The following is a 21,937-nucleotide window of genomic DNA, read 5'->3' as shown; positions in this document are numbered from 1 at the left end:
GTCAGGCACGTCGCCTAGTAAGGGTTAAGGACCACCTTCCGAGGATCAATGACCCAGTCAACCCGCACCGTGCTGCGCAATCAGCTCAATCAGGCGCTTTCCGCGTTGCGAGACGCCTGGCGCGTCCTGCACCATCGCGGTCCCAGTCAGGTTCAATTCTGGTTCATTGCTTTGGCCATCGGGATCGCCGCTGGCTTTATGGCGCTTGGGTTTCGGATGGCGATCACCTGGCTGCAGGCATTCCTCTACCAAACCGACAACATTCTATTCCTGCACAGCCATGCTGAAAGGCTTTCGTGGCTGTGGATCCTGCTGTTGCCAGTATTCGGTGGGCTGGTTGTTGGGATAATCCTGCACAAGTTCACCGAAGACGGACGTGTGCGGTCGGTCGCGGATGTCATCGAAGGGGCGGCGATTACAGATGGTCGTGTCGAGACGAAGGCTGGCATCGCCTCTTTCTTTGCATCGCTGATCACGCTCAGTTCGGGTGGTTCAAGCGGTCGGGAAGGGCCAGTGGTTCACATGGCCGGGGTGATTTCCACCTGGGTGAGTGATCGAATTCACGCGGATGGCATCACCGGGCGCGACCTGCTGGGTTGCGCCGTCGCGGCTGCGGTTTCAGCCAGTTTCAACGCGCCCATCGCGGGAGCCCTGTTTGCGTTGGAAGTGGTGCTGCGCCATTTCGCCGTCCATGCGTTCGCACCGATTGTCATTGCCTCGGTCGCGGGCACGGTGATCAACCGGTTGGCCTATGGCGATGTTACGGAATTCACGCTCAATACGCCGGGATCTTTGCAGTTCTACGTAGAGCTACCTGCTTTTCTGATCCTGGGACTGATCTGCGGGTTGGTGGCCTTGCTCCTGATGCGGTCGATCTTTTTTGCCGAGGACATTGGCACCCATATCCAGAACCGGCTGTCCCTGCCACGCTGGCTGCGCCCGGCGGTGTCGGGGGCGATGCTGGGTCTGCTGGCGATCTGGTTTCCGCATATCATTGGTGTGGGGTATGAGACCACGATCCGCGCCTTGACCGGGGATCTGGTTCTGACAACAGCCATCCTTTTTGCGGTGATCAAGACAGTGGCTTTGGCGATCACCATGGGCGGTCGTATGGGGGGCGGGGTGTTCTCTCCGGCCTTGATGATCGGTGCGTTGACGGGGCTGGCCTTTGGCCTGATTGCTACCGGTTTGCTGCCGGATGTGTCGGGAACCCATACGCTTTATGCCTTCGCGGGCATGGGGGCGGTGGCGGCGGCTGTTTTAGGCGCGCCAATTTCAACAACATTGATTGTGTTTGAATTGACAGGTGATTGGCAGATCGGCCTGGCCGTTATGGTTTCGGTCTCGATGTCCACAGCCTTGGCCTCGCGCCTGGTGGATCGGTCTTTCTTCCTGACACAGTTGGAACGGCGGAACGTGCATCTGGCGGCAGGCCCGCAGGCTTATTTGCTGGCGATGCTGCGGGCGGGCACGGTGATGCGCCCAATCGGAGATCCGCGCGCGATCTCCGAGGACGAGGCCAAGGCTCTGATTGAACAGGGGCTGTGTGTCAGCGCCAGCGCTACGCTTGAGGCCGCGATGCCCTATTTCGACCGCGCTGACCTACCGTGTATCCCCGTCGTCGTTCAGGATGATACGGGGCAAGAGAACCCGGTCGGGGCTCTCTATCATGTGGACGCCCTAAAGGCTTATAACCGCGCGCTTGCGGCCACGGCTGCGGAAGAACATTCCTGATCAGCCGCCATAGACGCTGGCCGCATCGCCAAGGTAATTGTCCCAGGCAAACCAATACGAAATATGGCCCGCCACGCGCGGCAATTCCGTGCCATCGGGGCTGATCAAAGCCTCTTCGGTAACGCGCCAGCGTACGCCCTTGGCATCTTGCAAAGTGCCATCCACAGTTTTGAACCTATGCGACTTGCGTTCATAGGCCCGCACACTGCGTTTCTTGGGATCGCCCATCAGAACAACGGGCCTGTCAGCGATGGCGTCGTTGATAACGGGTTTGCCCTGGAACGCATCCAGTGGCCAGGCCCGCGCAGCCCCGAACTGGCGGATGGCAAATACATAGTCCTTTTGGCGGTGCTGCGATTGATCCACCAGTGCGGGGAACATCAACTCGGGCGATGCAAAATATTCCTGATAGACGACCCCCGACCCATAGTTGCGGCGATGTCCGGTGCTGAGCGAAAGAACCTTGCTGTCGGGATGCGAGGCTTTCCAGCTGTCCCAGCGGGTTATCACGACCGGGCGCTGCTTCAGCTCGATCCCGCTGTCGACCAAAGGTCCAACCACCGGTTTGCCGGTATATTGGTTCCATAGTGAATGGGTGGCGCGGTCGAACATCAGTTTATTGGACCGATAGAGAAACCCGGATGAGCCGAAAACCAGCGGTTTGCGCTGTCCGGGAACCTGCGTTTCAAACAGGATGCCCGATCCGCACAAGGTGCAATAGGCCAGAGCGACGGGCACACCTCCGATCACCTCGTTGAACATCTCGTGCCAGCCCATGATGCGCAGCGGATAGGCACGCACATCGCCATTGATTGAAACACCAAAGACCAGATCGTCGTCTTTGAGGTATGAGGCTCCTTTGGCCGAAATCAGCGTTGGATTGTCCAGCGACGGGATACCGTCTTTCTTGACCCCGCCCCAGGTGATTTCTTCAAGGCGGATATTCATCTTGTCGCGCTGCAAATACTCGGGGCGCAGGAAGACGTCAAAATTCTCGTCGATACCCAGAAAAACCTCACGTTTGAACGGGATCAGCGAGGGGTGGGGTACGATCTGCGGATTACGCTCTTGCCAGAGCATCCATTCGAACCAATCTGTTCCAAGATCCTGCCCGCTTAACTCGGCCATGACGGCGGCGATTTCGTCGCGACGTCTGCCGGAATAACGTAGTCCGGTCAACAGGGCGGCAACAACGTCGGGGTCGCCGCGTTCGCGCAGAAAATCCATCCCATACTGAAATTCCGAGGTGATCCCGAACAAGGTGGACCGCACGGCGTCGAGCACGGGATCTTCCTGGGCCCATCCGATATTGGGCAGCATCGCGCCGGCCCCAAGCAGGCTGGCAAAATGGCGGCGAGTTATCATCATGGCTCTCTCTCCAATCGCATCTGGACAGAGTGTGCCCGCAAACGCGATCACATTCACGCAACAGGCGCGTGATCGCGCCGCGATTGAAACGAAAGGACCTAGGCCTTGGGGGTTGGATCAGACTCGTCGGCCTTGGGGGGGCTGTCTTCGGCCCTCAAGGTCAAGGGTGGGTCGTTGGTTTCCGCGGCAATCGGGGCAGGGGCTGAAACTTTTGGTTCTGGGTCTGGAACCGATTCTTCGGGCCCCGGAACGGGCACCGCGCGAGGCGTTCCATCGTCTTCGATCGCGGATGCGGGCTCTACCAACGGTTGGGGCACGGCTTCTTCGACGCGCCGGCGAAACACCAGAAGATTGCGCCAGTTGGTGGACGATCCGGTCAGGCCAGACCGGTCCTCACTGGGCAGAAGTTCCGCGCGCTGATATTCCCACCCGTCCCGACCCATCTGGTTCAGGATCTGTTCGACCGAAACGGCAAAGCGCCCTTCCGGGGTCTTCACACCTTTGGCCTTGGTGCCCTTCTGCGGGGCGGGAACAACTTTGTATTCGTAACGCGACATCACTTGGTCCTGATCTTTTACCGGCGCAAATTAACATGCCATCACGCAGGTGAAAGCACTCTCGGCATATTCTGCAATTTCACTGTGAACTGTTGCGCGAACCCTGCGCTGCTTTCTCGACCAGGGTCAGGCAAACCTCGGTTGCCAGTGCCATATCCTGCACTGATATCCATTCAAGCGGGCCATGGATGCACTGCATGCCCGTAAAGATATTCGGTGTGGGCGTGCCGAATTCTGTCAGGCGCGAGCCATCGGTGCCGCCACGAATGGGAACCGAGATCGGTTCGATCCCATGGGCGCGGCAGGCCTCACGGGCCAAATCCACCGGTGTCATATCGTTTTCCAGCCAATAGCGCATGTTGCGGTATTGGTGACTGATGTCGCAGCTGATCTGGGCGCGCGGCTCGGTCGCTTGAACGGCTGCGCAGACCTGGCGGACAATGTCGCGCTGTGCTTCCAGCCCTTCCATTTCAAAGTCACGCAGGATCAGTTTGATCTCCATCTCGGATGAGCCGCCATTCATGTCGGTGACATGAATAAAGCCCTCGCGCCCGTCGGTGACTTCGGGAGTCATGGTCGCCTGTGGCAGAGTTTGAATGATTTTGGCTGCCAGATGCGCCGCGTTGACCATCTTGTCCTTGGCCAGCCCGGGGTGGATCGGCACGCCGGTGATCTTGATCACGGCGCGGTCAGCCGAGAAGCTTTCATATTCAATCTCACCCACTTCCTGCCCGTCCAGAGTGTAGGCAAAATCTGCTGTCAGATCCTTGGGCAATTGTTCGGTCACGCCGCGCCCGATTTCTTCGTCTGGTGTAAATGCGATGCGGATCGGGCCGTGCGGGATGTCAGGGTTTTCGATCAGATGCCGGGCCATTGTCATCAGGATAGATACGCCCGCCTTGTCATCACCTCCCAGCAGGGTGGTTCCTGACGCGGTGATAAGGTCATGACCGATCTTCGTCGCTAGATAGGGGTGATCGTCGGGGGACAGCACCAGTTCGGCATCATCGGGAAAGGTGATATCACCGCCGTTATACCCTTTGATCACGCGCGGTTTGACGCCGGTTGCGTTGAATTGCGGCGCGGTGTCTACATGGGCCAGAAAACCGACGGTCGGCCCCTCAGCCGTGCCCGGAATCGTCGCCACAACGACGCTGTCACCGGTCATTTCGACATCCTGCGCGCCAATCTCTTTCAATTCGTCACGCAGCAGGTTCAGCATATTGAACTGAATGTCGGTGCTGGGGGTCGAGGCCGAGGTCTCGTCGCTTTGGCTGTCGATGGCCGCGTAGCGCACCAGCCGGGTTTCGAGTTCCTGATCAAATCTGCTTTTCATGGCACCTACCTCTCTGGTGCCGAAGAAAGAGCGCAAACGAAAACGGAGTCAAGCAGATGGCCTGACTCCGCTCAGAACTGGATTGGTTGATTAGGACCCGAGCTTTTTGCTGACCAACTCGTTGACCGCCTTAGGGTTGGCCTTGCCACCGGTGGCCTTCATCACCTGACCGACAAACCAGCCAGCCAGTTTCGGGTTCACCTTGGCCTTTTCGACCTGCGCCGGGTTGGCAGCGATGATCTCATCCAGTGCGGCCTCGATCGCACCGGTATCCGTCACCTGCTTCATACCGCGCTCTTCGACGATCTGCGCCGGGTCGCCGCCTTCGGTATAGACGATCTCGAACAGATCCTTGGCGATCTTGCCCGAGATGGCGTCCGAGGCGATCAGGTCGATGATCCCGCCCAGCTGCGCCGGAGACACGGGCGAGTCGGTGATGTCGTGGTCTTCTTTCTTCAAGCGACCAAACAGTTCGTTGATGACCCAGTTTGCGGCCAGCTTGCCATTGCGGCCTTGTGCCACCTCTTCGAAATAGGCGGCGGATTCCACCTCGGCTGTCAGCACGGAGGCGTCATAATCGGTCAGGCCAAACGCGCTGATGAACCGTGCCTTCTTATCGTCAGGCAATTCGGGCAGCTTGGCGGCGATATCGTCCACCCAGGCTTGCTCGATCTCAAGCGGCAGCAGATCGGGGTCGGGGAAATAGCGGTAATCATGCGCCTCTTCCTTCGACCGCATCGAGCGGGTCTCGCCTTTGTCTGGGTCGTACAGGCGTGTTTCTTGCTCGACCTCTCCACCAGCCTCGACAATGGCGATCTGACGGCGGGCCTCGACCTCAATCGCTTGCTGGATAAAGCGCATCGAGTTCATGTTCTTGATCTCACATCGCGTGCCCAGATGCGAAAAATCCTGCGTTTCCTGATATTTCTCATAGGCACCGGGCAGGCAGATCGAGACGTTCACATCCGCCCGCAGGTTGCCATTTTGCATGTTGCCGTCACAGGTGCCCAGATACCGCATGATCTGGCGCAGCTTGGCGATATAGGCGGCGGCCTCTTCGGGGCCGCGGATATCGGGGCGGCTGACGATCTCCATCAGGCAAACGCCAGTGCGGTTCAGATCAACGAAAGACATGTTAGGGTCCATGTCGTGGATCGATTTGCCCGCGTCCTGCTCCATATGGATGCGTTCGATCCGAACCATGCGCGCGGTGCCATCGCCCAGTTCAACCAGCACTTCGCCTTCACCCACGATGGGGTGGTACAGCTGAGAGATCTGATAGCCCTGCGGCAGGTCAGGGTAGAAATAGTTCTTGCGGTCAAAGGCCGATTTCAGGTTGATATCCGCTTTCAGGCCCAGCCCCGTCCGCACGGCTTGTTCAACGCAATACTCGTTGATCACCGGCAGCATTCCAGGCATCGCGGCGTCCACGAAAGCGACGTTCGAGTTCGGCTCGGCCCCGAATTGGGTCGATGCGCCCGAAAACAGCTTGGCGTTGGATGAGACCTGCGCATGCACCTCCATCCCGATCACCAATTCCCAATCGTGCTTGGCCCCGGCAATGGTCTTGGGTTTGGGCATTTCGTATGTCAGGTCGAGCATGGCGCGCCTCATATCCGCAATCGTCTAGGCCAGCGTATTAGGCCCGGTGCGGCAAAGGAGCAAGGGGGAATGGGGGCAATTCAGTGAAATCGCCCCCGCAGGATCAGTTCCCCGAAAACTGAAGGCCCGAAGGCGTGAAAGTTACGCTCTGACCGCTTCGCAGTTCTTCGCGGAACAGGTCCGAAATGGCGCGCAGCGCGTCAGTGTGGCCACGAGCGGCAAAACGTTCGGGCGAATTGATCCGCAGGCTGTTGTTGAACCCGTCTGCGGCGTGGGCCCAGATCATCGGGTGCAGCTCGGTCATGTGATCACGGATTAGCCATTGCGCGGCTTCGCAGATCTGTTCACGCGCTTCATCAGCCTTGGGGTTGATCCCCGCGCGTTTCTGCAAGGTGATGGCGCAATAAGCGGCCAGCAGGTTGATCATCTGCTGATCCGGGCGACGATGAACGATGTCGCACAAGCCTTCCAGGAAGTACTCGACATCCACCTGTGCAAGCGCGTCGTCATCCAGCGCAATCGCGTCAAACTGAACCCAGGTGTATCCACCTGCGCCCCAGACCGAATGGGTCTGAGCTGCAATGCGCAGCGCCTGAACTTCGAGTTCTTGATGGCTGCCGAACCAGCGCGGCAACAGATGCGTACCCATGGCGCGCATGTGACGTTGGTTCTGCGGATCCAGCGCGATCAGCGCCTCGTATTTCTGTGCAACCCGCGCCTGTGCCTGTGGCTGAGAGGCCAGCAGCGCGCATTCGGCTGCGGCCAAAGCCGGGCTGTCAGCCAATCTGGACTGGCACAAAGGCAGAACCGCTGCCGCTCGGTCGAAATGCGCTGCGCACCGGGCGCTGTGGAGCGGTGGCAACGTCGCGTCGGTCGCTGTTCCGCGCCAAGCCCAGGCCATGTCGATATGGGTCAAGGCAACCACCAGGCCGATCATCGGATCGCCCGAATGAAGGCGGTATTCATTCTCAAGCTCTGAGACCCCGCACAACAGGTCGTATTCCTGAATGGCTTTCCCATCTGACAGCGCGTGTTCGACAGCCAGAACCACGTCGGAACGCGCGCCAAAGGCCAAAAGGTCCACCACGGGTTGGCCGCACGGTGTCACTTTTCGCGCCGCGTCGGCGGCGTGCATTTCTTGCGACAGCTCGTCCCAAAGGTCCTGACGCGCTAGGTATCTTCCGCGTTCGATCAGCTTGTGACCGACTACATCTTCAGGTTGCATCTGGGCAATTGGAATATTCAGTTGTCCCGACGCCAAAAGCTGGGCGGGCACATCAGCAGTAGCCGAGAGCGTTTCGGGATTGGATTGGTCTAGGCGACCGGGTTTTCGGGCGAACATTGCCCCAAGAGACCGTAACATAGTGAACTCGTATTTAACTGAACATTCGTAACGTATTCAGTTTGAAGAGTATTTGTTTTTAATTCAAGAAATCCGCCCGAAAACCTCTGAATCCGAAACCAATATCGTAAGATTCCAGTGAATCGTTTCTAGAAAACGCGGAAATGATGCCGCTCAACGTCGAATCCGGCGCTTTGCAGAACGATCTCGAGTTGTTTGTGGGGTGGCAAAGATTCATCTGGCAAACGTATTCTCTTGTCGGTCTTCAAGATGGCCGAAACCCTGACGGAAAAGTCCCAACGGGTGTCGAACCGGAATTTTTTTACCTCGGCCAAAGCAAGCGACCCCTCTCTTTTTCCACTGTACCAACTCAGCTTGTCGTCGGTTATGGACATTCCGGCACGGGTATCCATGGCGACGTCCCAAAGGGCTGGGAGGGTCGCCAGGGCCAAAAGGCCCATCAACCACCAGGCTGCATCCAGAACGATAATCAGCCCGACCAGAACCGCATAAATGCAGATCAACACCGTAACGGTGCGCTGGTTACGGTTCTGCCGGGTGAATTCGAACACTGGCTTGGTCATGCATTGAGAATCCGCGAGATCATTTCGGTGGTGTCGCGTGAAAGATCCGGCGTGTTTGCGATGCGCTGCAACTGCGTCTTGATCAGTGCTTGTCGGTCGGCATCATAGCGTTTCCAGGTCTGGAACGCACTGCACATGCGCGCTGTGGTCTGTGGGTTGACCGGATCAAGCCGAACCAGCCAGTCAGCCAATAGCGCATAGCCGGCTCCACCTGCCGCATGGAACCCCGCGTGGTTCATCGCCAAAGCACCCATCACAGCGCGGAACCGGTTGGGGTTCTTCCAGTTGAAATCGGCATGTTCGGTTAGGGTCCGCGCGGTCTTCACCGCCGCATCAGGCGCCGCCAACGAGACCTGAAGCCCAAACCACTTGTCCATCACCAGCCTGTCATGTCGCCACTGATCGTAGAAGGCCGACAATTCCTCTTGACCTTTGCCCGCGCGCAGCAGGCACGACAGCGCTCCGAGCTGTTGGGTCATGTTGTCGGCCCGTGTATAAGCCTGAGCCGCCATGGCCCCGCCATCCAGACGCGTAGTCAGCGCCAGAGCTGCTCCGCCCAAGGCGCGCTTGCCCGATTGGCGGGCGTCCGGCGCATAAGGTTCGTCCACCACCGTTTCGCTGTGCAGGCGCGGCAGCAGGTCTTGCACATGTTGGGCGGTTGCTTGTCGCAGAGTCTCAATCGCGGTCCAGATCGCCATGGGGTCGGGCGTGTGGCCCTGTTCGTGCAGCGCGGCGGCCAGTTCGGATTGGGTCGGCAAGCCCAACATCAAAGCCCGGTAGGCCGCATCCAGATCCGCATCCCGCAAAACGGCCAGCAACCCATCCAGATAATCCGCGCCAGGTGTTGCATCCTGCGTGATCATGCGCAGCAGCGTATCCTGAGCCAGCGACTGCCCCGCTTGCCAACGATTGAACGGGTCGGTGTCATGGGCCAGCAAAAAGGCGCGCTCGGCGTCGCTGTGGTCTTGTTCAAGGATCACTGGGGCCGAAAACCCGCGCAGGATCGAGGCCATCGGCTTGGCCGGGAGGCCGGAAAAGACAAAGCTCTGCTCCGCCTCTGTCAGCTCAAGAATTTCCGTTTCGCGCAGCTCATCTCCGTTGGGGCCAAGCAAGCCAACGGCGACCGGGATGACTTGGGGTAGCTTCTCATCCTGACCGGGCGTGGGCTCGGTCCGCTGGCTCAGGGTCAGGGTATAGTTGCCGTTGGCCCAGTCTTCGCTGACGCTGAGGCGCGGGGTGCCCGACTGGCTGTACCAGCGCTTGAACTGGCTTAGATCGCGGCCGGTGGCATCCTCAAAGACCTGCAACCAATCCTCGATTGTGCAGGCCTGGCCATCGTGACGCTTGAAATAAAGATCAAGCGCCTTGGCATAGCTGTCGTCACCCACAAGCGTTTTTAGCATCCCGATGATCTCGGCGCCTTTTTCATAGACGGTTGATGTGTAGAAGTTGTTGATCTCTTGAAAGCTTTCGGGCCGAACCGGATGGGACAAGGGGCCATTGTCTTCGGGGAACTGCCGTGCGCGCAGGTCGATGGCATCGTGAATGCGCTTGACCGGGGCCGAGCGCATGTCGGATGTGAAGTGTGCGTCACGAAAGACCGTCAGACCCTCTTTGAGACACAGCTGGAACCAGTCGCGGCAGGTGATGCGGTTGCCGGTCCAGTTGTGGAAATACTCATGCGCGATGATCGCCTCGATCCGTTCGAAATTCATATCGGTCGAGGTTTCGGGGCTGGCCAGCACGGCAGAGGAGTTAAAGATATTCAACCCCTTGTTCTCCATCGCGCCCATGTTGAAATCATCGACGGCCACGATGTTGAACACATCCAGATCATATTCGCGGCCATAGACGTCCTCGTCCCACTTCATCGACTTTTTGAGCGCCTCCATCCCAAAGGCACACTTGCCTTCATCGCCGGGGCGGACCCAGAGATTCAGGACAACATCGCGACCCGACATCGTGGTGAAGTGGTCAGAGTGTGCGACGAGCTCGCCCGCAACCAGCGCAAACAGATAGGCCGGTTTGGGCCATGGATCGACCCATTCCGCCCATCCGTCACCCTGGTTTGATGGGTTGCCGTTGGACAGCAGCACCGGCAGGTCGCCATTGATGCGCACGGTAAACGTGGACATCACATCAGGTCGGTCGGGATAGAAGGTGATCTTTCGAAACCCTTCCGCCTCACATTGGGTGCAATACATGCCATTTGACATATAGAGCCCCTCAAGCGCGGTGTTGTTGCCTGGGTCAATCTCGACCACGGCCTCCCATATGAAAGGCGCATTGGGGACATCGGCGGTCAGGCCTTTGTCAGTCACTTCGGGCGAGATAGTCGCGCCGTCGATAGAGGTGCGGATCAGTTTCAGCTCTTCACCATGCAGAAAGAACTGGTGATCACTGGCGTTGGGATTGGGTCTGAACGCGATGCGGGACGTGACCCGCGTGGCATGTGCTGCCAAGTCAAAGGTCAGGTGTACAGAGTCGACCAGAAATCCAAAGGGTGTGTAGTCTTTGAGGTAGATTGTGGTCGGAGCAGCGTCGCGCATCGGGGCCTCGTATCAGTTGGGTCGGCGCAGACGTTAGGGGCATCGCAAGATGGCTGCAAGCCGCCGTGATCGTGCGATTTGAAACTGCTTTTTGATATTTTGGTAAATTATTTTTACCAAAATTTGCGCGTTTTTGTTGCCTATCGGAAATTTTCCCCCTAACTGAGGTCGAGAGGAAACTTCGGCACAGTCGGAAAGGGATCGATATGAGTGACAGAGTAAACCGAAACGGGCTGCAAATTGATCCGGTGCTTGTAGATTTTGTCGAGACACAGGCGCTGCCGGGCACGGGTATCGCGGCCTCTGATTTCTGGGCGGGTCTTGCACGGCTGGTCAATGAACTGGGACCAAAGAACCGGGACTTGCTGGCCAAACGATCCGATATTCAAAGCCGTATTGATGGCTGGCATGCCGCACGCAAGGGGCAAGAGATTGACGCCGCCGAGTACCACGGTTTTCTGCGAGAGATTGGGTATCTGGTCGAAGAGGGTGACGCTTTTCAGATCGAAACAGCAAATGTCGATCCCGAAATCGCGAAAACTCCGGGCCCGCAGCTGGTTGTGCCCATCACCAACGCGCGCTTTGCATTGAACGCGGCCAATGCCCGTTGGGGCAGCCTTTACGATGCGCTTTATGGTACCGACGCAATGGGTGATCTGCCCTCAGGCGGCGGATATGACACCGAGCGCGGTGCGCGGGTAATTGCCTGGGCAAAGGCGTTTCTGGATGAGGCCGTACCTTTGGCGTCCGGATCTTGGACAGATGTGTCCGGTCTGGGTGTTGCAGATGGGGCTTTGACCCCCACACTGGCAAATCCGACACAGTTTGTAGGCTTTGGCGGTGGCGCAGAAGCCCCCGAGTTTATTCTGCTCAAGAATAACGGGCTGCACATTCAGATCATGGTTGATGCCTCCAGCACAATCGGGGCAAGCGACCCGGCTGGCATTTCGGATGTGCGGTTGGAATCTGCGCTCTCCACGATCATGGATTGCGAAGACTCGGTGGCCTGCGTCGACGCGGCCGACAAGGTCGTGGCCTATGGTAATTGGTTGGGCCTGATGAAGGGCGATTTGACAGAGGAAGTCAGCAAGGGTGGCAAAACCTTTACGCGCAAGCTGGCCGATGATGTTGCCTATACGGGCGCCAGCGGCGAAGCGGCCACGTTGAAAGGCCGGTCGCTCATGCTGGTACGTAATGTCGGGCATTTGATGACCAACCCTGCCGTTCTGGATGCCGAAGGGCGCGAGATTGGCGAGGGGTTGTTGGATGCGCTCTGTACCACGTTGATCGCAATGCACGACCTGAGCCGCGATGGCGGCAACTCGGTCGAAGGCTCGGTCTATGTCGTCAAGCCCAAGATGCACGGGCCGGAAGAGGTGGCTTTTGCGGTCGAGATCTTTGACATGGTCGAGGACATCCTTGGCTTGCCGCGCAACACCGTAAAACTGGGCATCATGGATGAGGAACGTCGCACCTCGGCCAACCTTCGGGAATGTATCCGGGCCGCTAAATCGCGTGTCGCCTTTATCAACACTGGTTTCCTGGATCGGACCGGGGATGAGATCCACACGTCGATGGAAGCCGGTCCGATGTTGCCTAAGGGTGACATCAAGAACACGCCCTGGATCGCCTCGTATGAGGATCGCAACGTCGATATCGGTTTGGCCTGCGGGCTGAAAGGCAAGGCGCAGATCGGCAAGGGCATGTGGGCGATGCCCGACCGGATGGGCGATATGCTTGAGGCCAAGATCGGTCATCCGATGTCCGGCGCGACCTGCGCCTGGGTGCCGTCGCCGACAGCTGCAACCTTGCATGCCACGCATTATCACAAGGTCGATGTACTCGCCCGACAGGACGAGATCGCGGCAGGTGGCGCGCGCGGCACGCTTGAGGATCTGCTGACCATCCCGTTGTTGGGCGGGCGCAACCTGAGCGACGACGAGATCACGCGTGAGATCGAAAACAATGCGCAAGGCATTCTGGGCTATGTGGTGCGTTGGGTTGATCAGGGCGTGGGCTGTTCCAAGGTTCCCGACATCAATGATATCGGCTTGATGGAAGACCGCGCGACGTGCCGAATTTCCAGTCAGGCCTTGGCCAATTGGCTGCACAACGAGCTGATCAGCCAAGAGCAGGTTATGGCTGCGATGCAGAAGATGGCCGCTGTGGTGGACCGTCAGAATGCGGGTGATCCGTCTTATCAGCCGATGGCGCCTGGGTTCGACGGGATCGCCTTTCAAGCCGCTTGCGATTTGGTGTTCAAAGGGCGTGTCCAGCCTTCGGGCTATACCGAGCCGGTTTTGCATGCCCGTCGGTTAGAGCTCAAGGCCAGCCTGGGCTAAGAGACAGGTATTGGGAACGAGGAGTCTGTCTGCCTCCTCGTGCTCCTCAGAAGATAGTATTGGTCAAATGAAAGGGATCAGGCATGGCAGTTTCCTTGCGCAAGGCGCGTACGATTATTCGCAAGGCTCTGGAAAAAGGGCGTGAACTAGAGTTAAAGCCGCTGTCGGTTGTGGTTCTGGATGCCGGTGGTCATGTCATCGCGTTCGAGCGCCAAGATGGCGCGGCACCCGGACGGTTCGCGATTGCGCAGGGCAAGGCCTATGGGTCGGTCATGCTGGGCATGGCGGGCACCGCGCAGATGCAGCGGGCCGAGGCGCAGGCCTATTTCATGGCGGCTGTGAACGGCGTTTACGGTGGTCAGGTGGTGCCGGTGCCAGGTGGCGTCTTGCTGCTGGATCGCAAGGGGGCTGTCATCGGCGCGGTTGGCGTGACCGGCGATACCTCGGACAATGACGCAGTGGCGGCGATGGCCGGGATCGAAGCGGCTGGCCTGATCGGCGAGATCTAAGCGTCCCCGTCAGAAACAGCTCGGGGCGGCGCAGTGCGTGTCGAACCACGAAACGCTTGCGTGATTTCTACCGAGATACCGTGGTCGACATCTTGCCTGGGTCAATTGTTGATCTTTGTGACGAAAATACACTCATTTGAGGCATATATTTGTTGCTTTGATGCGGTTGTTGAGAAATTCACAGACGAAGCTGCGCCCATGCACTTTGAAACCTGCAACGGATTTGGCATTAAGGCACGAGCCGTCTTGGAGCATGGAGAAAACTGAATGGCGCGTCCGGTTGTCGGAATTATCGGAAACTCGTATCTGCTGAACGATGAGTACCCGACCCATACAGGCGGCACGATGAATTCTGATGCTGTGGCGAATGTTTCGGACTGTATCCCATTGCTGATCCCGTCGGACCCGCGGTTTGTCTCTGTCGCAGAACTGCTTGAGGTCTGTGACGGGTTTCTGCTGACCGGTGGTCGCCCAAATGTGCATCCCGAGGAATATGGCGAGTCTGCAACCGAGGCGCATGGCGAGTTTGACCGCGCGCGGGATGCGATCACGTTGCCTCTGGTCCGGGCTTGCGTAGAGCGCGGTCAGCCGTTTCTGGGCATTTGCCGCGGGTTTCAAGAGGTCAATGTGGCCATGGGCGGCACGCTCTATCCCGAGATCCGCGATCTGCCCGGGCGTCAGAACCACCGGATGCCGCCGGATGGGACGCTGGAAGAGAAATTTGCGCTGCGCCATGTGGTGACGCTCAGCGAAGGAGGCGTGTTCCACCGGTTGTTCGGGGCTCAAGAAGTGATGACCAACACGCTGCACGGGCAGGGTATCAAGAGCGTCGGGCAGAACGTCGTCATCGACGGCCACGCTCCTGATGGTACGCCCGAAGCAATTTACGTTGATGGCGCGCCCGGCTTTACCCTGTCGGTCCAGTGGCACCCGGAATGGGATGCGGCCAACGATCCGGTGTCGCGGCCTTTGTTTCAGGCCTTTGGAGAGGCCGCTCGGTCTTGGGCCGGATGCAAGCGGTCCACACCGCTGCAACGCATGGCCTAGCGTCGAAGGGGAACCGGCCCCAAGGGCCGGCCCCGCATTTCAGATCAGATCAGCAGATCGAACTGCCGGTTCAGCGGCAGCGTGCGTGCGCGCTCGCCGGTCAGGTCAAAAAGCGCATTGCCAAGCGCAGGCATTGAGGGCGGTGTGCCGGGCTCTCCGGCGCCACCCATATGCTTGTTGGTCTCAAGGATGCGCACCTCGGTGAGCGGAGTGTTATGCATCCGCAACCCGTCATAGTCGGGGAAGTTGTATTGCTCGACCTCGCCGTCAGCAAAGGTGATCTCGCCCTGAACCGCGGCGGAAAGGCCATAGATCATGCCCCCGATCATCTGTGCCTCGACCGTCGCCGGATCCAGTGCCAGACCCATATCGCAGGCAATCCAGGCCTTGCTGATGCGGATGCTGCCGTCTTCGTCGACCACCTCGATCACCTGCGCGACCGGAGTGCCAAAGCTGTAGGTCAGAGCCACGCCGCGTCCTACGCCATCGGGTGTTTGCCCGGTCCAGCCAGACATCTCTTTGACCGCAGCCAGACATCCAGCCGAAGGCGCGTGTTCCGACTTGGCCAGAGCCAGACGGAATTCCAACGGATCCTGACCTGCGGCATGGGCCATTTCGTCCATGAAGGTCTCGTGGAAGAAGCCGTTATGGCTGTTGCCGACAGATCGCCAGAACCCCACAGGAATGTCTAGCGGTGCGATATGGCCGCTCATCCGGTAGTTCGGTATTGCGTAAGGCTGATTGAAGAACCCTTCGACCAGAACCTTGTCGGGGCCGCCGCCGGGAAAACCGGTATAGCGTTCCATCGCTTGCTGTGTGCTGGATTGTGCGGCCACCTTGCCGTCGATCAGCACCGCCTGACCGTCTTTGACAGCGCCGCGCATCCGGGCGATCGCGCCAGGGCGATAGAAATCATGGCGCATGTCTTCTTCGCGGCTCCATGTGGTCTGGACCGGTACGCCCGGCATAGCCATCGCGACCTTGGTGGCGATCTCACCAAAGTCCAACTCACCGCGGCGCCCAAAGCCACCGCCCAGATAGGTGGTGTGGATCTCGACCGCCTCAGTGTCCAGATTGGCCACATTCGCCACGCGCATCTGGATCAGGGTCGGGGCCTGATTGCCGCACCACAGATCCAGCTTGCTGCCGGTAAACAGCGCGGTGGCGTTCATCGGCTCCATAGTGGCATGGGCCAGATAGGGTACAGTGTATTCTGCCGTGATCTCGGTCGCGCCTTCGGGCAGCACCGACACATCGCCATCATCGCGCATGGTCGAGTTCGGCTCGGTGTCGAGCGCCTTGGCGATTTCGGCGAAAATGCCCTCGGTTTCAGGCGGGTAGGGGGCATCGCCCCAATCCACGTCGATAGCCTCAACCGCCTGAATGGCCAGCCAGGTGTTCGACGCGATGACCGCAACACCGGTCTCCAGATCAACGATCTTTTCAACGCCCTGCATGGCTTCGGCGGCACTGGCGTCAAACCCTTTCATGTCGCCACCCAGTTTCGGGTTCATCCGCACGCTGGCGAATTTCAGACCTTCGGGCCGGACATCGATGCCAAACTCGGCTGTCCCTGTGGACTTGCCTGCCATATCCAGACGCAGCTGCGACTGTCCCAGTAGCCGCCACTTAGACGGGTCGCGCAGCGGGGCTTCAATCGCTTCGATCTGGCCTGCGGCGGCGGCAAGTTCGGTATAAGGGATCTGTGTGCCATCGGGTGCGATGACTGCGCCTTTTGCCGTTTTCAACTGCTCGCGATCCACGCCCAATTGGTCGGCTGCCGCCTGTTTCAGCGTCTCGCGCGCTGACGCTCCGGCCAGACGCATCCGTTCGAAACCGTCTTTCATCGAGGTTGATCCACCGGTGATCTGCAGGCTGAGCGTTCGGCCCAGAACGCCCAGGGCTTCGCCCAGATTGTGCTGGAAGTCGGTGACGTCATAGCCTTTGTTCGGCAGGCCCTCACCCACAAGGGCCGAGTTGTAATAGGCCGCCGCAGCGGGCCCGTGCAGCACGCGAATGTCGTCCAGCTCAACGTCCAGCTCTTCGGCGATCAAAGCGGCCCATGTTGTCATCACGCCCTGGCCCATTTCCGCGCGCGGGGCGAACAGGGTGATCCCCTCTTGGTCGATCATCACAAAGGGGCTGAGCGCGGTTTCACCCTCTTGAGGTTTCAGCGGGTTGGCCGGAGGGCGGGTGACGTAATAGGCCCCAAAGGCAACGCCACCTACAACGGCGGCAGATCCAATCAGGAAGGTGCGGCGCAGGATTTTTCCGATGCTTGCCATGGATCAGGCCTCCTTCAGCTTAGCGGCGGCATCATGGATGGCCGCACGGATCCGGGGGTATGTCCCACAGCGACACAGGTTGCCCTGCATCGCGTCGTCAATGTCGGTGTCTGTTGGCACCGGGTTCTCGGCCAGCAAGGCGGCGGCCTGCATGATCTGACCGGACTGGCAATAGCCACATTGCGCCACCTGATTGTCAACCCAGGCTTGCTGGATCGCGGCCATCGCGTCGGGTGTGCCCAAGCCTTCGATCGTGGTCACATCGCCCCAGACATCCGACAGGGCCACCTGACAGGATCGCACGGCCTCGCCGTCGATGTGAACGGTGCAAGCGCCGCATGAGGCCACACCGCAGCCGAATTTGGTGCCGGTCAGGCCGACCTCATCGCGCAGTACCCACAAAAGGGGAACGTCATCAGGCAGATCTACCTGATGGGTCTTTCCGTTGATCTTCAGAGCGGTCACCATGGCGCACCTCTTTCGGTTGGAATTGGTCTGACATAATTGTCGAAAAGTGTCAGGGTGTCAATTGACAAAATAAACAAAAACTGTCAAAGGGTTTGTTATGGAAAAAACGATTGACGATCCGAAGCTTGCGGCAATCCTGAATTCGGCGTTTCAGGCCTTTGCCTCTTACGGGTTTCGAAAAACCTCGATGGATGACATCGCCAAGGGGGCGGGGATGTCGCGCCCGGCGGTCTATCTGCATTTCAAGAACAAAGAGGCGATCGTCCGCCATCTGACCGAGTTCTACTATGGTGGGAAGATCGCCGAAGTCGGGCAGGCCTTGGCGCAAGAGGGGACTATTCCTGACGTTTTGGCCGCCGCGATCAATGCACAATCGGACGGGATGGCGGCGATCCTGGCCTCACCCCACGGGCTTGAGATGTTGGATGCCACCAAATCCATGGCAACTGATATCGTCGAAACGGGCGAGGCCGAGTTGACCCGTCTTTATGCCAACTGGCTGCAGCGCGAGGCCGCTGCGGGCCGGGTCAATCTGACCACAGAGGCCTATGAGACTGCAAAGACGATGACCGCCGCCTTGAAAGGTATCAAAATGACGGCCTCTGGTGCGGATGAGTTCGAACAGAGGGTCGCCCAGTTGGCGGCGCTGTTTGGTGCAGCGCTTGAGGTCAGGTAACGCGCTGACGAATCTTGTATTCAGGACGGTCCCATAATCTGTTACCGATGATATCAGCCAGAATATCCACAGCGCGTCCGACGTCTGTTTCGTCGATGTAAAGCGGTGTGAAACCAAAGCGCATCACGTCCGGTGCGCGGAAATCTCCGATCACCCCTCGCGCGATCAGCGCCTGCATGGCGGCGTACCCTTCGTCAAACCGGAACGAAACCTGACTGCCGCGCAAGGCCGGATCGCGGGGGCTGGCCAGGGTCAGGCCCGGGCAGGTTGCTTCGACCTGCGTGATAAACAGCTCGGTCAGTTCGATTGACTTCGCCCGAACCTGGGCCATGTCGGCCATATCCCAGATATCCATGGCGACGGAGAGCGCAGACATCTGGATGATCGGCGGTGTGCCCACGCGCATCCGTTCAATCCCCGCGCCCGGTCGATAGTCGAGATCGAAGGCAAAGGGCGAGGCATGGCCCAGCCAGCCCGACAGGGCGGGGCGCACCTTGTCTGACAGGCGCGGTGCCACATAGATAAAGGCCGGAGCACCGGGGCCGCCATTGAGATACTTATATGTGCACCCGACGGCAAAATCGGCCTTGCACCCGGCCAGATCCACTTCGATGGCTCCGGCTGAATGCGCCAGATCCCAAACCGTGATCACACCATTTGCATGGGCCAATTCGGTCAGAGCCTTCATGTCGTGCCTGCGTCCTGTGCGGTAATCCACCTCGGTCAACATCAGAACCGCCACGTCCTCAGTAATCTGCGCGGCCACGTCTTCGGGGTCGACAACCCGCAGCTCGTGTTCAGGCCCAAGCGAGCACAGCAATCCTTCGGCCATATAGAGGTCAGACGGGAAATTGCCGTTGTCTGACAGGATCACCCGGCGCTGTGGAACGAGTTCCAGCGCTGACGCGACGGCCTGATAGACTTTGATCGACAAGGTGTCGCCGACAACGACGCTGCCCGGCTCTGCTCCGATCAGCCGGCCAATCCGGTCGCCCAGTGCCAGGGGCAAAGCCATCCACCCGGCTTTGTTCCAACCGGTGATCAGCATCTCACCCCACTCGTCTTCAACCATTTCGGTGACGCGCGCCGAGGCGGCTTTGGGCAGGGGGCCAAGGGAATTGCCGTCGAGATAGATGATACCTTCCGGTAGATGGAATTTGGATTTGGTCGCTGCAAAATCGGTCATTTGAGCCCTTGCGAGTTGGGTGGTGCATTCGGCGTATCTGATAGTGGTGCAACTGTCTATCGTGCTGAAACGCAAGGCTCAGCGGCTGCCTGCTGCCAAATCCCCTATCTGCGTCAACCTGAGCTTTTGCCTTCGGGGACGGAAAGCGGTAGGACAACGGTCAAAAGCGACACTTTACCCTAGGGAATGCACTTGCGTCGAATCGATATTCCACCCGTTTGGCTGATCGCGTTTGCAGCGCTGGCATGGCTGCAGGCGCGCAACCTGTCGTTGGGATTGTCGCTTGAGGGTGCGGTGACCGATTTGCTCAGTGGCCTATTGATCGGAGCCGGGATCGTGATTGCCATTTTGGCTGTGGTCGAGTTCCGGCGCCACCGAACAACGGTTTTGCCTCATGAAACACCCAGCGCCATGGTGCAGGCCGGGATCTATAAACGCAGTCGCAATCCGATCTATCTGGGGGATGTGCTGATCCTGACCGGTCTGATCTTGCGCTTTGACGCGGTGCTGTCTCTGGTTCTGGTTCCGATCTTTGTCTGGGTGCTGGAACGCCGTTTCATCTTGCCCGAAGAAGACCGGTTGCGCCGCAAGTTCCGAGCCGATTTTGCCCGGTATGAACGCCAAACCCGACGCTGGATCTAAGCCTGTGATGAATGTGACACAAAGGAATGGATGCTGCGCTTGCGAAATAATCTTTCGCGAGTTAGACCAAGCGTTGACGAAGAATACCTGCCAATCGCACGAACAGTTCGAAAATTAGGGGGAACACCGTTGAAGATAGGAACACCAAAAGAAGTATTTGACGGTGAGAACCGGGTGGCGATGACCCCGGACTCGGCTCGTCAGTTGCAAAAGCTGGGCTATGAATGCCTGATCGAAAAAGGCGCTGGTGCTGCGGCGGGGTTTTCGGACGCAGCCTATAAAGAAGCCGGTGTCGAGGTGATGAAAACCGCGGCCTCGCTGTGGAAAGCGGCCGATATTGTGGCCAAGGTGCGCCAGCCGAATGAGACCGAGCTGAAACGCCTGACCAAAGGCAAGACCCTGATTTCCTTCTTCAATCCTGCTGGGAATGAAGAAGGGATGGAGGCCGCCAAATCCAAAGGCGCCAACGTCATCGCGATGGAGATGGTGCCACGCATCAGTCGTGCGCAGAAGATGGACGCGCTGTCCTCGATGGCCAATATCGCTGGCTACCGCGCGGTGATTGAAGCGGGCAACAATTTTGGCCGGTTCTTCACAGGGCAGGTGACCGCAGCCGGTAAGGTGCCACCAGCCAAGGTGCTGATCGTGGGTGCCGGAGTGGCTGGTCTGGCGGCCATCGGTACCTCGACCTCGCTGGGTGCGATCACCTATGCCTTCGACGTGCGCCCCGAAGTGGCTGAGCAGGTCGAATCCATGGGGGCCGAGTTTGTCTATCTGGATTTCGAGGAAGAACAGCAGGACGGTGCGGCCACAGGTGGTTATGCCAGCGTGCAGTCGGAAGAATTCCGCGAAGCACAGTTGGCCAAATTCCGTGAGCTTGCCCCGGAAATGGACATCGTCATCACCACCGCGTTGATCCCAAACCGCGAAGCGCCAGAGCTGTGGACCAAGGATATGGTTGAGGCTATGAAGCCGGGCTCGGTCATTGTTGACCTCGCGGCGGAAAAGGGCGGCAACTGCAAGCTGACGGTGGCGGATGAGAAGATCGTGACGGATAATGGCGTGACCATTATCGGCTATACCGATTTCCCAAGCCGGATGGCAGCGCAGTCTTCGTCGCTCTATGCCACTAACATTCGTCACATGATGACCGACCTGACCCCTGAAAAGGACGGTCAGATCAATCATGACATGGAAGATGACGTGATCCGCGGTGCAACCGTGACCTTTGAAGGTGACATCACTTTCCCACCGCCGCCGCCCAAGGTGCAAGCGATTGCGGCGCAGAAAAAGCCCGAGGTCAAGGAGCTGACCCCGGAAGAGAAAAAGGCGCAAGAGATTGCGGCCTTCAAGGCGCAGACCAAACAGCAATTCACCCTTTTGGGTGTAGGCGGCGCGCTGATGCTGCTGGTGGGGCTGGTTGCTCCGGCCAGCTTCATGCAGCATTTCATCGTCTTTGTGCTGGCGATCTTTGTGGGCTTCCAAGTGATCTGGAACGTGTCGCATTCGCTGCACACTCCGCTGATGGCGATCACCAACGCGATCTCGTCGATCATCATCGTTGGGGCCTTGATGCAGATCGGTTCGGGATCGTTCCTGGTCATTCTGCTGGCGGCGCTCTCAGTCTTCATGGCCGGGATCAACATCTTCGGCGGCTTCCTCGTAACCCGGCGCATGCTTGCCATGTTCCAGAAATCTTAAGGAGGCCGG

At 58.7% G+C, this 21,937-nt stretch carries 17 protein-coding genes; 7 read left to right on the top strand and 10 right to left on the bottom strand.

Translation table 11 applies throughout. The annotated features are described in order from the left end of the window. Nucleotides 1–48: 48 nt before the first annotated feature. Nucleotides 49–1,734 carry a chloride channel protein gene (locus tag GOW40_RS04980; protein WP_171128066.1) on the top strand — a complete coding sequence of 562 codons (1,686 nt, stop codon included), beginning with the start codon at nucleotides 49–51 and terminating at the stop codon, nucleotides 1,732–1,734. Here the strand turns inward: GOW40_RS04980 and GOW40_RS04975 are convergent, their stop codons facing one another. From GOW40_RS04975 to pepN, 7 genes are all read right to left on the bottom strand, one after another. Further along, nucleotides 1,735–3,102: a DUF3179 domain-containing protein gene (locus GOW40_RS04975; protein ID WP_171128069.1), complete on the bottom strand. Its 1,368-nt coding sequence runs from the start codon at nucleotides 3,100–3,102 to the stop codon at nucleotides 1,735–1,737. 98 nt (nucleotides 3,103–3,200) lie between these two features. Next, nucleotides 3,201–3,659, bottom strand: a complete 459-nt coding sequence (locus GOW40_RS04970) for a DUF4177 domain-containing protein (RefSeq protein ID WP_171096857.1) — start codon at nucleotides 3,657–3,659, stop codon at nucleotides 3,201–3,203. A gap of 79 nt (nucleotides 3,660–3,738) precedes the next feature. Continuing rightward, nucleotides 3,739–4,995, bottom strand: coding sequence for a peptidase T (pepT, locus tag GOW40_RS04965; protein WP_171230886.1), 1,257 nt, complete (start codon nucleotides 4,993–4,995; stop codon nucleotides 3,739–3,741). Nucleotides 4,996–5,085: 90 nt separating this feature from the next. Further along, nucleotides 5,086–6,597, bottom strand: coding sequence for an Asp-tRNA(Asn)/Glu-tRNA(Gln) amidotransferase subunit GatB (gatB, locus tag GOW40_RS04960; protein ID WP_171128073.1), 1,512 nt, complete (start codon nucleotides 6,595–6,597; stop codon nucleotides 5,086–5,088). Between the two features lie 103 nt (nucleotides 6,598–6,700). Continuing rightward, nucleotides 6,701–7,822: a hypothetical protein gene (locus GOW40_RS04955; protein WP_254444263.1), complete on the bottom strand. Its 1,122-nt coding sequence runs from the start codon at nucleotides 7,820–7,822 to the stop codon at nucleotides 6,701–6,703. Between the two features lie 266 nt (nucleotides 7,823–8,088). Then, entirely contained in the window at nucleotides 8,089–8,523 is a 435-nt protein-coding gene (locus GOW40_RS04950; RefSeq protein WP_171096863.1) for a hypothetical protein, read from the bottom strand. Then, a complete protein-coding gene (gene pepN, locus GOW40_RS04945; protein WP_171128077.1) occupies nucleotides 8,520–11,072 on the bottom strand; it encodes an aminopeptidase N in 2,553 nt (850 codons plus the stop codon). Before pepN ends, GOW40_RS04950 begins: the two co-directional genes overlap by 4 nt. A gap of 206 nt (nucleotides 11,073–11,278) precedes the next feature. On the opposite strand from pepN, the gene GOW40_RS04940 reads away from it, so the two are divergent. From GOW40_RS04940 to GOW40_RS04930, 3 genes are all read left to right on the top strand, one after another. Next, nucleotides 11,279–13,414, top strand: coding sequence for a malate synthase G (locus GOW40_RS04940; protein ID WP_171128079.1), 2,136 nt, complete (start codon nucleotides 11,279–11,281; stop codon nucleotides 13,412–13,414). 83 nt (nucleotides 13,415–13,497) lie between these two features. After that, nucleotides 13,498–13,923: a heme-binding protein gene (locus GOW40_RS04935; protein WP_171128081.1), complete on the top strand. Its 426-nt coding sequence runs from the start codon at nucleotides 13,498–13,500 to the stop codon at nucleotides 13,921–13,923. A 267-nt stretch (nucleotides 13,924–14,190) separates the two neighbouring features. After that, complete coding sequence (locus tag GOW40_RS04930; protein ID WP_171096871.1) at nucleotides 14,191–14,970, top strand: gamma-glutamyl-gamma-aminobutyrate hydrolase family protein; 780 nt, start codon at nucleotides 14,191–14,193, stop codon at nucleotides 14,968–14,970. Between the two features lie 44 nt (nucleotides 14,971–15,014). Here the strand turns inward: GOW40_RS04930 and GOW40_RS04925 are convergent, their stop codons facing one another. Together GOW40_RS04925 and GOW40_RS04920 are read right to left on the bottom strand one after the other, a co-directional pair. After that, nucleotides 15,015–17,255 (bottom strand): xanthine dehydrogenase family protein molybdopterin-binding subunit, encoded by a 2,241-nt coding sequence (locus tag GOW40_RS04925; RefSeq protein ID WP_171128082.1) that lies wholly within the window; start codon nucleotides 17,253–17,255, stop codon nucleotides 15,015–15,017. A 3-nt stretch (nucleotides 17,256–17,258) separates the two neighbouring features. Then, on the bottom strand, nucleotides 17,259–17,723 hold the full coding sequence (locus GOW40_RS04920) for a (2Fe-2S)-binding protein (RefSeq protein WP_171128084.1): 465 nt from the start codon (nucleotides 17,721–17,723) through the stop codon (nucleotides 17,259–17,261). 97 nt (nucleotides 17,724–17,820) lie between these two features. Between GOW40_RS04920 and GOW40_RS04915 the strand changes: the two genes are divergently transcribed. Continuing rightward, the gene (locus tag GOW40_RS04915; protein ID WP_171128086.1) at nucleotides 17,821–18,399 is read left to right on the top strand and encodes a TetR/AcrR family transcriptional regulator; all 579 of its coding nucleotides are present in this window, start codon (nucleotides 17,821–17,823) and stop codon (nucleotides 18,397–18,399) included. On the opposite strand, the gene kynU is transcribed toward GOW40_RS04915, so the two are convergent. Beyond that, nucleotides 18,392–19,585 (bottom strand): kynureninase, encoded by a 1,194-nt coding sequence (kynU, locus tag GOW40_RS04910; protein WP_171230885.1) that lies wholly within the window; start codon nucleotides 19,583–19,585, stop codon nucleotides 18,392–18,394. The genes GOW40_RS04915 and kynU overlap by 8 nt on opposite strands. 192 nt (nucleotides 19,586–19,777) lie before the next feature. Between kynU and GOW40_RS04905 the strand changes: the two genes are divergently transcribed. Continuing rightward, a complete protein-coding gene (locus GOW40_RS04905) occupies nucleotides 19,778–20,227 on the top strand; it encodes an isoprenylcysteine carboxylmethyltransferase family protein (protein WP_171096887.1) in 450 nt (149 codons plus the stop codon). 129 nt (nucleotides 20,228–20,356) lie between these two features. Beyond that, nucleotides 20,357–21,928 (top strand): Re/Si-specific NAD(P)(+) transhydrogenase subunit alpha, encoded by a 1,572-nt coding sequence (locus tag GOW40_RS04900; protein WP_171096889.1) that lies wholly within the window; start codon nucleotides 20,357–20,359, stop codon nucleotides 21,926–21,928. The last annotated feature ends 9 nt before the right edge of the window (nucleotides 21,929–21,937 follow it).

The sequence above is a fragment of the Ruegeria sp. HKCCA6707 genome (genome assembly GCF_013033515.1).
Taxonomy (GTDB): domain Bacteria; phylum Pseudomonadota; class Alphaproteobacteria; order Rhodobacterales; family Rhodobacteraceae; genus Ruegeria.
The sequence above is the reverse complement of the archived record's forward strand: the minus strand, read 5'-3'. Positions and strand labels throughout refer to the sequence as shown.